The sequence below is a fragment of the Streptomyces sp. S.PB5 genome (genome assembly GCF_030403745.1).
Lineage (GTDB): Bacteria > Actinomycetota > Actinomycetes > Streptomycetales > Streptomycetaceae > Streptomyces.
The window spans coordinates 153,808-168,002 of sequence record NZ_JAQMWP010000003.1 but is presented as its reverse complement, the minus strand read 5'-3'; the positions used below and the strand labels follow the sequence as shown (position 1 = coordinate 168,002).

16 protein-coding genes are annotated in these 14,195 nt (G+C 72.1%); 9 read left to right on the top strand and 7 right to left on the bottom strand.

Features of this window, described 5'->3' with window-relative positions:
* Positions 1-19 precede the first annotated feature (19 nt).
* Positions 20-793: an SDR family oxidoreductase gene (locus PH203_RS09610; RefSeq protein ID WP_289918601.1), complete on the top strand. Its 774-nt coding sequence runs from the start codon at positions 20-22 to the stop codon at positions 791-793.
* Positions 793-1,821, top strand: a complete 1,029-nt coding sequence (locus tag PH203_RS09605) for an L-idonate 5-dehydrogenase (protein WP_289918600.1) — start codon at positions 793-795, stop codon at positions 1,819-1,821. The genes PH203_RS09610 and PH203_RS09605 overlap by 1 nt, the downstream gene beginning before the upstream one ends.
* Positions 1,822-2,638: 817 nt before the next feature.
* Here the strand turns inward: PH203_RS09605 and PH203_RS09600 are convergent.
* From PH203_RS09600 to PH203_RS09580, 5 genes are all read right to left on the bottom strand, one after another.
* On the bottom strand, positions 2,639-2,923 hold the full coding sequence (locus tag PH203_RS09600; protein WP_289918599.1) for a hypothetical protein: 285 nt from the start codon (positions 2,921-2,923) through the stop codon (positions 2,639-2,641).
* Between the two features lie 121 nt (positions 2,924-3,044).
* The gene (locus PH203_RS09595; RefSeq protein WP_289918598.1) at positions 3,045-3,665 is read right to left on the bottom strand and encodes a cytochrome b/b6 domain-containing protein; all 621 of its coding nucleotides are present in this window, start codon (positions 3,663-3,665) and stop codon (positions 3,045-3,047) included.
* A complete protein-coding gene (locus PH203_RS09590) occupies positions 3,649-4,374 on the bottom strand; it encodes a molybdopterin-dependent oxidoreductase (protein ID WP_289918597.1) in 726 nt (241 codons plus the stop codon). The genes PH203_RS09595 and PH203_RS09590 overlap by 17 nt, the downstream gene beginning before the upstream one ends.
* Positions 4,375-4,477: 103 nt before the next feature.
* The gene (locus PH203_RS09585; RefSeq protein ID WP_289918596.1) at positions 4,478-6,001 is read right to left on the bottom strand and encodes an APC family permease; all 1,524 of its coding nucleotides are present in this window, start codon (positions 5,999-6,001) and stop codon (positions 4,478-4,480) included.
* A gap of 30 nt (positions 6,002-6,031) precedes the next feature.
* The gene (locus PH203_RS09580) at positions 6,032-6,982 is read right to left on the bottom strand and encodes a hypothetical protein (protein WP_289918595.1); all 951 of its coding nucleotides are present in this window, start codon (positions 6,980-6,982) and stop codon (positions 6,032-6,034) included.
* Between the two features lie 357 nt (positions 6,983-7,339).
* Here PH203_RS09580 and PH203_RS09575 point away from each other — a divergent pair, with 357 nt between their 5' ends.
* Genes PH203_RS09575 through PH203_RS09560 form a run of 4 tightly spaced genes read left to right on the top strand, consistent with a single transcriptional unit; the run spans position 7,340 to position 9,581 of the window.
* A complete protein-coding gene (locus PH203_RS09575) occupies positions 7,340-8,242 on the top strand; it encodes a DMT family transporter (protein ID WP_289918594.1) in 903 nt (300 codons plus the stop codon).
* A 51-nt stretch (positions 8,243-8,293) separates the two neighbouring features.
* The gene (locus tag PH203_RS09570) at positions 8,294-8,809 is read left to right on the top strand and encodes an NUDIX domain-containing protein (RefSeq protein ID WP_289918593.1); all 516 of its coding nucleotides are present in this window, start codon (positions 8,294-8,296) and stop codon (positions 8,807-8,809) included.
* A 50-nt stretch (positions 8,810-8,859) separates the two neighbouring features.
* Positions 8,860-9,252, top strand: coding sequence for a DUF202 domain-containing protein (locus PH203_RS09565; protein ID WP_289918592.1), 393 nt, complete (start codon positions 8,860-8,862; stop codon positions 9,250-9,252).
* Entirely contained in the window at positions 9,249-9,581 is a 333-nt protein-coding gene (locus PH203_RS09560; protein ID WP_289918591.1) for a DUF202 domain-containing protein, read from the top strand. The genes PH203_RS09565 and PH203_RS09560 overlap by 4 nt, the downstream gene beginning before the upstream one ends.
* Here PH203_RS09560 and PH203_RS09555 read toward each other — a convergent pair.
* Positions 9,578-10,555, bottom strand: a complete 978-nt coding sequence (locus PH203_RS09555; RefSeq protein WP_289918590.1) for an NADP-dependent oxidoreductase — start codon at positions 10,553-10,555, stop codon at positions 9,578-9,580. The genes PH203_RS09560 and PH203_RS09555 overlap by 4 nt on opposite strands.
* Positions 10,556-10,676: 121 nt before the next feature.
* Between PH203_RS09555 and PH203_RS09550 the strand changes: the two genes are divergently transcribed.
* The 3 genes from PH203_RS09550 (at position 10,677) to PH203_RS09540 (ending at position 13,394) form a co-directional block, all read left to right on the top strand.
* Positions 10,677-10,976 carry a hypothetical protein gene (locus tag PH203_RS09550; protein WP_289918588.1) on the top strand — a complete coding sequence of 100 codons (300 nt, stop codon included), beginning with the start codon at positions 10,677-10,679 and terminating at the stop codon, positions 10,974-10,976.
* Positions 10,977-11,144: 168 nt separating this feature from the next.
* Positions 11,145-12,167, top strand: a complete 1,023-nt coding sequence (locus PH203_RS09545; protein ID WP_289918586.1) for a phosphotransferase family protein — start codon at positions 11,145-11,147, stop codon at positions 12,165-12,167.
* 6 nt (positions 12,168-12,173) lie between these two features.
* A complete protein-coding gene (locus PH203_RS09540) occupies positions 12,174-13,394 on the top strand; it encodes an acyl-CoA dehydrogenase (RefSeq protein ID WP_289918582.1) in 1,221 nt (406 codons plus the stop codon).
* Between the two features lie 71 nt (positions 13,395-13,465).
* On the opposite strand, the gene PH203_RS09535 is transcribed toward PH203_RS09540, so the two are convergent.
* Positions 13,466-14,053 (bottom strand): hypothetical protein, encoded by a 588-nt coding sequence (locus tag PH203_RS09535; protein ID WP_289918581.1) that lies wholly within the window; start codon positions 14,051-14,053, stop codon positions 13,466-13,468.
* Between the last annotated feature and the right edge of the window lie 142 nt (positions 14,054-14,195).

Sequence of the window (14,195 nt, the reverse complement as noted above, 5' to 3'; positions counted from 1 at the left end):
GGATACGGGGATCACGACGATGAGTCACCCTCTGTTCGACATCAGCGGCCGGACGGCGCTGGTCACGGGTTCCAGCCGGGGCATCGGCCTCGCGCTGGCCCGTGGCCTCGCGGAGGCCGGCTGCACGGTGGTCCTCAACGGGCGCGACGGGGACCGGCTCGGCAAGGCCGCCGCCTACCTCGAGGCCGCCGGCCTGCCCGGAGACATCCACACGGCCGTGTTCGACGTGACCGACGGCGCCTCCGTTGCCGCAGGGATCGCCGACGTCGAGGAGCGGGTCGGCCCGCTCGACATCCTGGTCAACAACGCGGGCATGCAACTGCGCGCCCCGCTCCTGGAGTTCACGGACCCCGACTGGCACCGCATCCTGGACACCAACCTGACCAGCGCCTTCCTGGTCGGCCGGGAAGCGGCCCGCCGGATGACGGAACGCGGCCACGGCAAGATCGTCAACATCTGCTCGCTGCAGAGCGAGGTGGTCCGCCCCGGCATCGCGCCCTACGCCGCCACCAAGGGCGCGCTGAAGATGCTGACCAAGGGCATGTGCGCCGACTGGGGCCCGCACGGCGTCCAGGTCAACGGCCTCGGCCCCGGCTACATCGAGACCGAGCTCACCGGGGCCCTGGTCGCGGACGAGGAGTTCAGCGCCTGGGTACGTCGCCGCACCCCGGCCGGCCGCTGGGGCCGCACCGAGGACCTGGTCGGCGGGCTGCTCTTCCTCGCCTCGCCCGCCGCGGACTTCGTCAGCGGGCAGATCCTGTACGTCGACGGCGGAATGACGAGCGTGCTGTGATGACGGTCGGTTGTGTGATCCACGGGCAGGGCGACCTGCGGGTCGAGGAGCTGGCCGCCCCCGCGCCCGGCCCCGGGCAGGCGCTGGTCGCCGTACGGTACGGCGGGGTCTGCGGCTCCGACCTGCACTACTGGCGGCACGGCGGGGTCGGTGACTTCCGGCTGAGGGAACCGATGGTGCTCGGTCACGAGGTGGTCGGGACGGTCCTCTCCTACGGCGCCGGCGCGTCAGGTCCCGTCCCCGGTACGGCCGTTGCGGTGCACCCGGCCACGCCCTGCGGGGTGTGTCCGGAGTGCTCGGACGGGCGGCGGAACGTGTGCCGGGACACCCGGTATCTGGGCAGCGCGGCACGCTTCCCGCACGTCCAGGGCGGGTTCGCGGCCCAAGTGGTGGTGCCCGCGGAGCAGTTGAGGGCGCTGCCGAAGGGTCTCGGACTCCGCCGAGCCGCCCTGGCCGAGCCCCTGTCCGTCGCGCTGCACGCCGTGCGGCGCGCCGGGGAGGTCGCCGGGAAGCATGCCCTCGTCACCGGTGCCGGACCCATCGGGTGTCTGGTGGTCGCGGCGGCGAAGGCGGCCGGCGCGGCACGGGTGACGGTGACGGATCTGCTGCCGGAGGCGCTGCGGTACGCCGGGGCCGCCGGCGCCGACACCGTCGTACGGGCCGATGATCCGGAGGATGCCGGGTGGCCGTCCGAGGTGGATGTGGCGGTCGAGGCTTCCGGGGTCGCGGCCGGGTTGGACACGTGTCTGCGGCTGGTGCGGCGCGGTGGTGTGGTCGTGCAGCTCGGGATGCTGCCGCCGGGGCGGTCGGCGTTCTCCGGGAATCTGGTCGTGAGCCGGGAGATCGAGCTGCGGGGGGCGTTCCGTTTCGACGGGGAGTTCGACGCGGCACTGCGCCTGCTCGCCGCCGAGTCGTCGTTCGACGGGCTGGTCAGCGCGGTGGTGCCGGTGCGGGAGGCGGAGTCGGCGTTCGCGCTGGCGGCCGACCGGAACGTGTCCTGCAAGGTGCTGCTGGACTTCGGGGACTGAACCCGGCCTCGGCTCCCTCGCGGACTTCGCGGCTGAATCCGCTTCCTTCCCGGCGCGGGCGGCCCGATGATAGGAGGCCCCTGGGAACGGTGGCCCAGGGGCGGACCGTGTCGGGGGGCGTCATGGCGGTTTCCCTCGGGATGCGTATCTCGGGGCTGCTCGTCGTCGGAGCGGTGGCGGTGGCCGCCGCGGCCTTCACCGGTGACAGGAGTGACGGGCCGGGCAGGGGCGAAGGCGGGGGAAGAGTCGTCACGGCGGGTCCGTCGGACGTCGCGCCCACGGGCGGCACCGCGACGCCGGGTGCGTCCGGCACTCCCGCGCGGCCCAAGGCGGACGGGCATGTGAGCAGTCCCGCCGACGTGCCCACGCCGATCGTGCCCGGGATCACTCCCCCGGCCGCCCCGGCCCCCACTTCGCCCTCCCCCTCGCCGAGCGCCAAGGCACTGGAGAGCCCGCCGTGGCTGCCGTCCGGCCCCTACTCCCCCGACACCGACAGCACCCCCGACCCCTCCAGCGTCTACGACCGGCTGCGCGCCCCCGCCGAGTGCGGCCGCGTCCTCGAGGTGATCCCCGAGCAGCCGGCGGACGAGGAGTGGCGGCTGCTGCGCGGACTCGCCTCCGCCTGTCTCGCCGTACAGGGCAAGGGCGGCAGCTGGGAGACGGCGGCGCGGGAGTTCACCGCGTCGGCCGGGAAGTCCGGGACCTGCAAGGGGCGGGCCGTGTACAGCGTGCTGGGGGGACTGCTCGACTTCCATCGGCGGCATCCTTCCGCGACCGTGCAGCTGAAGTCGTCGTCCGGCGGCTCGCCCGCGTGCGCCTACGGGATCGCCCGGGTGGACTCCGGCGGTGACGGGGAGGCGCGGCCCGGGGAGACGGTCGGGATCGAGCTGGCCGGGACGTACTTCGACCATGCCGAACTGCTGCGGGACGGGAGGGTGTTCATCGACGGGCGACAGCTCGACGGGAGGCCCGTGCTCGCCTCCGGGTCCGGTGACCGTCTGGTGCTGAACGTGGTGGTGCCGGTGGTGGAGGGGCTGCCGAAGGCCGTGGACGTGGCCGTCCGGTTCGGGGGTGCCGAGGTGCGGGCGGAGGACGCCTTCACCGTCGTGGGGCCCGCTCCGGCGGTGTCCGGGTCGGGGTCGCCGGGTGTCTCGGTGGCGCCGTCCGGTTCGGTGCTGCCGTCCGTGTCCGTGCCGCCCGCCGCCGACGTGCCGCCGTCCGCTTCAGTGCCGCCACAAGGAGTGTTCCCGCTCGGCCCATTCCCGGCTCACCGTCCCGGTCCGCAGGCCTCGGCGGGCCTCGGGGTCGCCGAGGGCCATGCCGATGTGGCCGGCGAGGACGATGCCGATGGTCAGGGCCAGCCAGTCGTGGACGAAGGTCGCGCTGGTGCGCCACTGGATCGGGGTGAGGTGGGTGAACCACATCAGCAGGCCGGTGCCGAGCATCACCAGGGTGGCGCCCGCGATCCAGGCCGCGTAGATCTTCTGTCCGGCGTTGAACTTGCCCGCGGGGCGGGACGCGCGGCGCTTGTCGCGTCGTAGGGCCGCGCGCAGCCAGATCCTGTCGTGCGGGCCGAAGCGGTTCAGGAAACCCAGGTCGGCGCGGAAGTGGCGGGAGGCGAGGCCCGCCAGAGCGGGCAGCGGCAGGGCGAGGCCGGACCACTCGTGGACGCGGACCACCAGCTCGCGGCGGCCGACGAGTTCGGCGAACTCGGGGATGTAGAGGAAGGCCGCGGTGAGCACGCAGACTCCCATCAGGGCGGCGGTCGTGCGGTGCACCCAGCGCTGGCTGCGGCCGAAGCGGCGTACGCGCGTCTCCGGCGGCGCCTCAGCTCGTAGGCTCATCGTCCCGTCCGTTCGACCTGCCGACCCAGGCGTCGACGTCGTAGCCGCGGTCCTCCCAGTAGCCGGGCTCCACGTCCTCGGTGACGGTGATGCCGGAGAGCCACTTGGCGGACTTGTAGAAGTACATGGGGGCCACGTAGAGGCGGACGGGGCCGCCGTGGCTGTGGCCGAGGTCCTTGTCCTGCATGCGCAGGGCGACCAGGACGTCGGCGCGGCGGGCCTGGTCGAGGGTGAGGCTCTCGGTGTAGGTGCCGTCGAAGCAGCTGAAGCGGATCGCGGTGCCCTTGGCCTGGACTCCGGCGGCGTCGAGGAGATGGGAGAGGCGTACGCCCTCGAAGGGGGTGTCCGGGACGCGCCAGCCGGTGACGCACTGGACGTCCTTGACCATCCGGGTCTGGGGCATCGCGCGCAGGTCGTTCAGGGTGTAGGTGGCCGGGCGGTCGACGAGGCCGTCGATCCTCAGGCGGTAGTTCGCGGCGTTCTTGTGGGGGACGGAGGAGGCGACCGAGTAGTAGCGGAAGCCGCCGCCGTTGGGGAGCAGGCCGGTGAGGCCGGTGGGGTCCTTGTCGGCGGCGCTGCCGAGGAAGGCTTCCAGGCCGCGTTGCAGGGTGGGGGCGGCGACCACGCCGAGGGCGCCCAGGCCGAGGGTGCCGAGGAGGACGCGGCGGCCGACGGGCCTGCCCTGTTCCTCGGGTTGTCCGGAGTTCACTCACCCATTCGAACACCCGCGGGCCCTGGCGGACCAGGGTTCGCGGGTGCCCGTCAGACTTCCGTAACCACTTCTCACGTCCTCCGAGGAAGAGCACGTCCTCTCAGGAAGAGGCCGCCTTCTCCAGCTGGAACGCCTCGTTGCCCAGGCCGATCCGGGCGTGCGCCTCGGGCGAGCGGGCCTTGAGGAGCAGTCCCTGGATCACGCCGACGACCAGGGCCAGGCCGATGATGCCGGGGAGGATCCAGCTCAGGGACGAGTCCGGTCCGGCGCCCACGAGGACGTCGAAGTCCTTCACGGTGTAGCCGGCGATGACGAGCAGGGCGATGCCGGCGAGCACGGAGGTGACCAGTCGCCAGGCCTGGGCGCCGGCGGCACCGCGGCGGACGAAGAAGACGACGACCGAGAAGGAGGCCGCGGCCATCAGCACGATCACACCGAGGGCGCCGATGTTGCCGCCCCAGGTGAACAGGTGCAGGACGGGCTCGGTCGGGTCGCCGGTCGGCTTGTCGTCGGCGATCGCGAAGGCGACGACGATCACCACCGAGACGGCCGTCTGGAGCAGGGACCCGGTGGCGGGGGCGCCGCTGGCGCCGTTCGTGCGCCCGAAGGCCGCGGGGAGCAGGCCCTCGCGGCCCATGGCGAAGGCGTAGCGGGCGACGACGTTGTGGAAGCTGAGCATGGCGGCGAACATGCCGGTCACGAACAGGACGTGCAGGACGTCGGTGAAGGTGCCGCCGAGGCGGGACTCGGTGAGGCCGAAGAGCAGTCCGGCGCTCTGCTTCTGGGACTCGCCGACGATCGCGGAGGGGCCGGTGGCGACGGTGAGGGCCCAGCTGCTGAGCGCGAAGAAGACGGCGACCCCGCCGACGGCGAGGAACATCACGCGGGGCACCAGGACGTGCGGGCGGCTGGTCTCCTCGGCGTAGACGGGCGCCTGCTCGAAGCCGAGGAAGGCGGCGATGCAGAAGCAGAGCGCGGTGCCGACGCCCGCGCCGGTGAGGGTGTCCGGGTTGAAGGCGTGCAGGGACAGGCCCTCCTTGGCGGGGTCGGCGACGGCCGCGATGTCGAAGATGACGACCAGGGCCACCTCGATGACCAGCAGGACGCCGAGCACCTTGGCGTTGACGTCGATCTTCAGCCAGCCGAGCGCGCCGACGGCCAGCGCGGCGACCAGGGACGGTATCCACCAGGCGATCTCGACATCGGCATAGGTGGCGAAGAGGCCGGAGACCTCGAAGCCGAAGATGCCGTAGATGCCGACCTGGAGGGCGTTGTAGGCGACGAGGGCGACCAGGGCCGAGCTCGCGCCTGCGGTGCCGCCGAGGCCGCGGGAGATGTAGGCGTAGAAGGCGCCGGCGTTGTGGACGTGCCGGCTCATCTCGGCGTAGCCGACGCTGAAGAGGATCAGGACCACGCCGAGGACGACGAAGAGCAGGGGCTGTCCGACGATGCCCATCACCGCGAATGTGGTGGGCATGACACCCGCGACGACCATGAGGGGGGCGGTCGCGGCGAGGACGGAGAGCAGCAGGCCGCCGGTGCCCAGGCGGTCGGCGCGCAGGGCCCGCTCCTGGCCCTTGTAGGTACTGATGCCGTCGCCGGCGCTGGTTCTGCTCGTGGTCATCGGGACCGTCCTTAGCTGGGTTCGGGGGCGTTACGCCGTGCCGAGCACGCTGTCGCGGGCGGCACGGAAGGCGGGGTACGGGTCCCGGTCGGGGTAGGACCAGGGGGCCGGGGTGGCGTGCTCGCCGATGCGGTGGAAGAGGGCGGCGGCCTCGGCGCCCCTTCCCTCGCAGACCTTGGCGTGGGCGAGGAAGTTCAGGTCCACCAGGCGGCGCGGGTGACCCTCGTGCTCCCATTCCAGCCACCAGTCGAAGGCGGCCTTCAGGACCTGCCGGGCGCGGCGGCCGACCCAGTGGCCGGAGGAGGCCGGGTCGGGGGGTTCATGGCCCGCGACGGCGAGGACGCGGTAGCGCTCGGCGTGCGCGATGACCGGGAGGATGGCGAGGGGGGAGTCGGCGGGGGCCTGTTCGGCGGCCCAGGTGGCGAAGTCGTAGACCTCGTGGAGCGGGTCCGGACCGGCTTCGGCGCGGTGCTCGGCGAGGCGGGCGACCATCAGATGGTGGGCGTGGTGGTGGTCCGCGTGGCGCCGCCGCACCTCTTCGAAGATCCGGACGGTGTTCGCGCCCCCGAGCGATCCCTGCTCCAGGAGCAGCAGGCCGAGCCAGGGGGTGGGGTCGGCGGGCACCCGCTCGGCGGCGGCGCGGCAGGCCTCGCGGGCCTTCTCCGGCTTCTCCTTGCCCGCCACGGCACGGTGGACGAGGGCCAGGGCGAGCAGGACGGCGGCGTCGGCGGACTCGGGTTCGGCGAGCAGCCAGTCGCGGGTCCAGGCGGCGCTGTAGGGCTCCATGGCGAGGCCGGTCACCCGGTGGCCGCGCAGGTCCCACTCGTCGCCCGTGTGGGCGAGCAGGGAACGGGCGGCCTGCCAGCGGCCCTGGGCCAGGGCGGAGCGGGCGGAGACGAGTTCGGCGTCGTCGAGAGCGGCGTCGAAGACCTGGGCCGCGCGTCTGCGGCCGCGGCCTAGCGGGGGCGGGGGTGGAGACACCGCGGAGACTTCCTCACGCGACGCAGCTCGACGTCGTAGTTCGGTTGTGTGGGCAGTTGGTCACGGACAGCAAAGCCGCAGCCAACGCTCTTCGTCAAGGTTCCACCGGGTGTTAAACGTGTCAACTTCCGTTATGGAAGAGGCAGTTGTGATCACTTGGACCGGTCGGCAGGGGGTGCATGTGGCGTACGCCATGGCGCCGGGCGGGTCCCTGTCGGACCATGACGGCACGGTCGTACGGGGTGACCGAGTCAACTGCCCGGATCCGGGTACTCCCGGGAGCGTGCCGGGCCCAAGGACGCTACAGTCGGCCTCCAACGCACCCCGTGGCCCGGCCGAGTGATCGAGGTACGCAGCGTGTCGGTTCTGGTTCTGGTTCTCGCCGTGAGCGCCGCCTGCTGCCTGGGCTTCGGATTCGTCCTCCAGCAGAACGCCGCTCAGCGGGCGCCGCTGAACGACTTCCTCTCCCCCCGCCTGCTCCTGGACCTGATGAAGGTGCCGCGCTGGCGGGGCGGTATCGGGCTGATGGTGGCCGGCATGGTCCTCGGCGCGATCGCGCTGGGCCAGGGCGAGATCTCCCTGGTGGAACCCCTGCTGGCGACGAACCTGCTGTTCGCGATGGCCCTCTCCCGCCATCAGACCAAGCAGCCGCTGGGCCGTCAGGGCTGGGCGGGACTGCTGCTCCTCGCGGGCGGCGTCACCGCGTTCATCGTCGCGGGCGAGCCGCGCGGCGGCACGGCGGTCAGCGACCCCTTCCGGCACTGGCTGATCATCGGCGCGATGATCGGGCTCGCGCTGCTGCTGACGACCTACGCGAAGCGTTCCCGGCTGGTCGCGGGCCCGGCGCTGCTCGCGGTGGCGGCCGGACTGCTGTACGGCGTCCAGGACGCCCTCACCCGGGTCAGCGGCGAACGCTTCTCCGAGGGCGGCCTCGTGCACGTCCTCACCGGCTGGCAGCCGTACGCGGTGCTCGCGCTCGGCGTCACCGGCCTGGTCCTGGTCCAGAGCGCCTTCGAGACGGCGTCCCTGCGGATGTCCCTGCCGGCCCTGACCGCGGCCCAGCCGCTGGCGGGGATCATCTGCGGTGTGGGGTTCCTGGGCGACCAGCTGCGCATGGACGCGGGCGCGCTGGCCTGGGAGGCGGCGGGACTGGCGGCGGTCGTGACGGGGATCGTGCTGCTGGGGCTGCATCCGGCGATGCCGTGCGGCTCGGCGGAGCGGCCGGTGCGGGCGACGGCCCGGGATCTCCAGCCGAACTGATCCTCGTGGGGTGCGGATCGGCCGTCCCCGGGGCCCTGCTTGGATGACCCCATGAGCTCTGCTGACGAGATCCTCGACATCGTCGACGAGAACGACCAGGTCATCGGACAGTCGCCACGCGGCAGGGCGTACGCCGAGGGGCTGCGCCACCGGTGCGTCTTCATCCAGGCCCGGGACGCGACGGGCCGGCTCTTCGTGCACCGCCGCACCCCGACCAAGCTGGTGTTCCCCTCCCTGTACGACATGTGGGTGGGCGGGGTGGTCGGCGCGGGCGAGTCCTACGACGAGGCGGCACTGCGGGAGGCCGAGGAGGAGCTGGGCGTCAGCGGCCTGCCGCAGCCGGTCTTCCTCTTCAAGTTCCTCTACGACGACGGGGCCGGGCAGACCTGGTGGTCGTCGGTGTACGAGGTGCGCTGCGAACTCGCGGTGAACCCGCAGGTCGAGGAGGTGGCCTGGTACGGGTTCCTGGACGAGGAGGAGGTGCAGCGGCGGCTGGCGCAGTGGGAGTGGGTGCCGGACGGGCTGGACGCGTACGAGCGGCTCAGGGAGTTCCGGAAGGGGAACTGAGCAGGCCCGCAGCGGCGGCCCCGCGCGGGCGGCCCGGTAGGGTCCCTGGCGTGATCGATTTCGCACGGAACGCCCGGCTCTGGTTCGCACCCGGGGAGGTCCGCAAGGAGGGCAGTACGCCCGACTACCGGTTCTCCCTCGCCAACGAGCGCACCTTTCTGGCCTGGCTGCGGACCGCGCTCGCGCTCATCGGCGGCGGGTTCGCGGTGGACCAGTTCCTGCCGGATCTGCGGTGGGGGTGGCGGGTCGGGCTGGCCCTCGCGCTGCTCGGCGCCGGTGTGCTGTGCTCGCTGCGGGCCGTCAATCACTGGATGCGGTGCGAGCGGGCCATGCGGCGCGGGGAGGATCTGCCGGTGTCGCGGTTCCCGGCGGTGCTGAGCCTCGTCGTCGCGGTCGTCGCCGTCGCGATGGTCGTCGTCGTGCTCGTCGGGTGGGAGGGGTGAGCGCCGGAGCCGACGCCGCCGAGGAGGAGCGGGACCCCGGTCTCCAGCCCGAACGCACCCGACTCGCATGGCGCCGCACGACCCTCTCCGGCACCGTCGCCGCCGTGCTCGCCGTGAAGGCCGCGCTGCAGGGCGGGCCGTCCGCGGCCGGGGTCGTCGCCTGTGCCCTGTGCTGTGTGCTGTGGCTGGGCTTCCTGTTCCTCGCACACCGCCGCATCGGCGAGCTCGCGTACACCGGAACCCCGGCCGCGCTCGCGCCGCGCCACGCCACGCTGGCGGTGCTGTGCACCATGGCCATGGCGGTCTGCGGCGCCGCCCTGGTGCTCTAGTCCGCCGCCGCCTCCACCTCTGCCGCCTCGGCCTCCGCTTCCGCCTCCCAGTCCACCGTCACCACGATCTTCCCCCTCGTCCGCCCCTCCTGGCTCAGCCTCTGCGCCTGCGCCGTCTGTTCCAGCGGGAACGTCTCCGAGACATGCACCGACACCACGCCCTGCTCGGCCAGTTCGGACAGCCGCTGGAGGTCGTCCGCGTCCGGGCGGACCCAGAAATAGCGGCCGCCGTAGCTCACGACCTCCCCGTCGGCGATGGACACCAGACGGCCCTCGGGGGCGAGGAGGTTGGCCGAGACGGTCAGGGTCTCGCCGCCGATCGTGTCGAAGGCCGCGTCGACGCCCTCGGGGGCCAGTCCGCGGACCCGTTCGGACAGGCCCTCGCCGTATTCGACGGGCTCGCCGCCCAGGGCGCGTACGAAGTCGTGGTTGGCCTTGCTCGCCGTACCGATGACCCGGGCGCCGAGGTGGCGGGCCAGCTGCACGGCGATGGAGCCGACCCCGCCGGCCGCCGCGTGCACGAGGACCGTCTCCCCGCGCTTGACCTGGAGGGCCTTCACCAGCACCTGGTACGCCGTGAGCCCCACCAGCGGGAGTCCTGCCGCCTCCTCGAAGGAGAGGTTGCGCGGCTTGCGGGCGAGGGTGCGGACGGGGGCGGCGACGTACTCGGCGAAGGTGCCGCGGGAGAGGAAATCCTCCCGGACGTAGCCGATGACCTCGTCGCCGACCGCGAACTCCGTGACGGACACCCCGAGGCCGACCACCACGCCGGAGACGTCCCAGCCGGGGACCACCGGGAAGACGGGGTCGAGGATGCGGTCGAGGTGGCCTTCGCGCGCGTGCCAGTCGACCGGGTTGACCGCCGCCGCCCGGACCTTGACCAGCACCGAGTCGACGCCGACCTTGGGGTCGCGCACCTCCCCGTATGCGAGGACCTCGGGGCCGCCGTAGCGTGAGTAGCTGATGGCCTTCATGGCACCGACCCTCCGGGGTAGCCGGACGCCACGCAAGCGGGATGCCCGGATATGCGGCGTTCGCGTGGCAGCCTGTCCGTCGTCATCGTCAAGACCCCCGGTTTCTCCGAAGGTGAGCACCATGAGCACCACCCTCCACCAGGAACACATCTCCCACGAGCACACCCACGGCCCCGACTGCGGACACACCGAGGTGCAGCACGGGGACCACGTCGACTACGCGCACGGCGGGCATCTGCACCGCGAGCACAGCGGCCACTGGGACGAGTGCGAGCCGAGCGGACACGTCGCCCATGACGGCCATGAGCATCAGCACGGAGACTCTTGCGGCCACGAGAGCGTGCTCCACGGCGACCACGTCGACTATCTGCACGACGGCCACCGGCACGCCTCGCACGACGGCCACTGGGACGACCACTGAGCGGGCCGTGACCTGACCGAGAAGCATCGCCGACGGCTCCCCGCCGCACCGCGCGGGGGGCCGTCGGCCTATCGTGGTTCAGATCACGTTCGCGCCCCGCACTGGACGGCATACCGACCGGTCGGCATGATGAGTCATGTCCCGTTCATCTGCCCGTAGGAGCGATGTATGAGCCCCGACCATCCGCCCGGCCTCGACCTCGACCGGCTCCGCGGTCTGCTCGACCGAGAGCGGCCCGGTCTGGTCCAGGGCTCCCTCACCGGCCGGCTGATCGAGGGCGGACGGTCGAACCTGACGTACGCGGTCTCCGACGGCACCTCGAAGTGGGTCGTACGGCGTCCTCCGCTCGGCCATGTCCTGGCCACCGCGCACGACATGAAGCGCGAGCACCGGGTGATCAGCGCGCTGCATCCGACGCAGGTGCCGGTGCCCCGGCCGGTGCTGCTGTGCGAGGACGAAGATGTGCTCGGATCGCCGTTCTACGTCATGGAGTTCGTCGAGGGCACCCCCTACCGCACCGCCGACCAGCTGGTCCCGCTCGGTCCTGAGCGCACCCGGGGCGCGGTGCTCTCCCTGGTCGACACCCTGGTCGAGCTGCACTCGGTGGACCCCGCCGAGGTGGGGCTCGCGGACTTCGGGCGCCCGGAGGGCTTCCTGGACCGGCAGTTGCGCCGCTGGGGCAAGCAGCTGGACGCCTCCCGCAACCGTGAGCTGGCCGGCATCGACGAGCTGCACGCGGCGCTGGGGCGGCAGTTGCCGGCGTCCCCCGCGGCGACCGTGATCCACGGCGACTACCGGCTCGACAACGTCCTCATCGGCGAGGACGACCGGATCAGGGCGATCCTCGACTGGGAGATGTCGACCCTCGGCGACCCGCTCACCGATCTGGGGCTGCTGGTCATGTACAGCATCCCCCTGGAGCTGCCCGACTCCCCCGTCTCCACGACGGCCACCGCACCGGGGCACCCGGATCCGGCCGAACTCGTCGAGCGGTACGCGGCCCGTTCGGGGCGCGACGTCTCCACGGTCTCCTGGTACACGGCGTTCGCATGGTTCAAGCTCGCCGTGATCCTGGAGGGCATCCACTACCGCTACACCCTGGGCCAGACGGTCGGCCGCGGCTTCGACCGCATCGGCGATCTCGTCCCCGTCTTCATCTCGCACGGCCTGACCACCCTTCAGGAAGGCTGACCCGCCATGGACTTCGCGTTCGACGCACGCACCGAGGAACTGCGCGCCAAGCTGCTCGCCTTCATGGACGAGTACGTCTACCCGGCCGAGGCCGTCGCCGAGGAGCAGCGCGCGCGGCTGGCCTCGCCGTGGGACACCCCGGCCGTGGTCGAGGAGTTGAAGGCCGAGGCGCGCAGGCAGGGCCTGTGGAACCTCTTCCTGCCGGACGCCGAGTACGGTGCCGGGCTGACCAACCTCCAGTACGCCCCGCTCGCCGAGATCACCGGGCGTTCCCCGCAGTTGGCGCCCACCGCGCTGAACTGCGCGGCGCCGGACACCGGGAACATGGAGGTGCTCACCCAGTTCGGGGACGAGCAGCAGAAGAAGCAGTGGCTGGAGCCGCTGCTCGCCGGTGAGATCCGCTCGGCGTTCGCGATGACCGAGCCGGAGGTGGCCTCCTCGGACGCCACGAACATCACGACGTACATCGAGCGCGACGGCGACGAGTACGTCATCAACGGGCGCAAGTGGTACATCTCCGGGGCGATGAACCCGGACTGCAGGATCTTCATCGTGATGGGCAAGACGGACCCGGACGGCGAGGACATCCGCCGTCAGCAGTCCATGGTGCTCGTCCCGCGCGACACCCCGGGCGTCACCGTCAAGCGCGCGATGCAGGTCTTCGGCTACGAGGACCACTACCACGGCGGCCACGCCGAGGTGATCTTCGACAACGCGCGCGTGCCGGTGTCGAACCTGATCGGCGAGGAGGGCGGCGGCTTCGCCATCGCCCAGGCCCGCCTCGGTCCGGGCCGGATCCACCACTGCATGCGGCTGATCGGCATGGCCGAGCGGGCGATCGAGCTGATGTGCAGGCGGGCGGTGTCCCGTACGGCCTTCGGCAAGGCGCTGGCCCAGCAGGGTGTGGTGCACAACTGGATCGCCGACGCGCGCGTGACGGTCGAGCAGCTGCGGCTGCTGGTGCTGAAGACGGCCTGGCTGATGGACACCGTCGGCAACCGGGGTGCCCACACCGAGATCCAGTCCATCAAGATCGCCACGCCGCGCGCGGTCGTCGACATCATCGACCGGGCGATCCAGCTGCACGGCGCGGGCGGGGTGAGCCAGGACTTCCCGCTGGCCGAGCTGTATGCGGGGGCGCGGACGCTGATGATCGCGGACGGGCCCGACGAGGTGCACCAGCGCTCGCTGGCGCGGCAGGAGTTGAAGAAGTACCTCGGGAACTGAGGGGGTCCGGGCAGCCGCGAGGGCCGGTGGGGCGTGCACGCCCCACCGGCCCCGCTCCCCCGAGGTGATGGTCAGCTGGGCTGGGTGGTCGCGCTGAGCGTCCAGCCCTGGCGGCAGGAGTGGCCGAACACGCCCACGTCGCAGCCCTCGACACGGAAGGTGTAGGCGCCGGTGGTCTGCTGCCGCACCCGCACCCGCCCGGACGTCCCGCCGCCCACCTCACGCTGGGTGCCGTTCGGGTCTGCGGCGCTGGTCCAGCGGACCAGGAAGCGGTCGTAGGAGTACGGGCTGGTCGTGCCCCAGTTGAAGTAGGCGTAGCCGCCGTCCTGCCACGCGGCGACGACCATGTTCCGCCCCTGGCGCGGCGACCAGGTGACGGTGCCGTAGTCGAAGTACTGGCGCTTTCCGGCGTAGACGTTGTTCAGGTACACGTCCCTGGTGCCGGTCGTCGGGCAGCCCAGCCAGCCGTCGGCTCCGCCGAGGGCGTCCCAGCGCTTGTAGATGTGCGGCTCGGTCACCGAGATGGAACAGGCGGCCCGCGCCTGCGACGGCGTGGCGTCGGTCTGCGCCGCGGCCGGTACGGCGGCCGTACCGCCCAGTGCGAGCAGCGAGCCCAGGACGACGCCGGTGAGGCGCCGGTTCAGTGACAGCTTGGTCATTTCGTTCTCCCCCGTGGTCTTCGGTCCTGCCCCTTGAGCATCGCGTCCCGGGCGGCCGGGAGTGGAGAGGGATCCGCCGGGCGCCGCCCGGAAGTTCTCCCGGGTGGACCGGGAACGGTTCCCATGACACCCGGGCGGTCGG

What these genes read in the sequence shown, in the direction of transcription:
- PH203_RS09540 (WP_289918582.1), top strand. Translation starts at nt 12,174, where the DNA reads ATGGACTTCGCGTTCGACGCACGCACCGAGGAACTGCGCGCCAAGCTG.
- PH203_RS09570 (WP_289918593.1), top strand. Translation starts at nt 8,294, where the DNA reads ATGAGCTCTGCTGACGAGATCCTCGACATCGTCGACGAGAACGACCAG.
- PH203_RS09605 (WP_289918600.1), top strand. Translation starts at nt 793, where the DNA reads ATGACGGTCGGTTGTGTGATCCACGGGCAGGGCGACCTGCGGGTCGAG.
- PH203_RS09595 (WP_289918598.1), bottom strand. Translation starts at nt 3,665, where the DNA reads ATGAGCCTACGAGCTGAGGCGCCGCCGGAGACGCGCGTACGCCGCTTC.
- PH203_RS09585 (WP_289918596.1), bottom strand. Translation starts at nt 6,001, where the DNA reads ATGACCACGAGCAGAACCAGCGCCGGCGACGGCATCAGTACCTACAAG.
- PH203_RS09550 (WP_289918588.1), top strand. Translation starts at nt 10,677, where the DNA reads ATGAGCACCACCCTCCACCAGGAACACATCTCCCACGAGCACACCCAC.
- PH203_RS09535 (WP_289918581.1), bottom strand. Translation starts at nt 14,053, where the DNA reads ATGACCAAGCTGTCACTGAACCGGCGCCTCACCGGCGTCGTCCTGGGC.
- PH203_RS09610 (WP_289918601.1), top strand. Translation starts at nt 20, where the DNA reads ATGAGTCACCCTCTGTTCGACATCAGCGGCCGGACGGCGCTGGTCACG.
- PH203_RS09545 (WP_289918586.1), top strand. Translation starts at nt 11,145, where the DNA reads ATGAGCCCCGACCATCCGCCCGGCCTCGACCTCGACCGGCTCCGCGGT.
- PH203_RS09555 (WP_289918590.1), bottom strand. Translation starts at nt 10,555, where the DNA reads ATGAAGGCCATCAGCTACTCACGCTACGGCGGCCCCGAGGTCCTCGCA.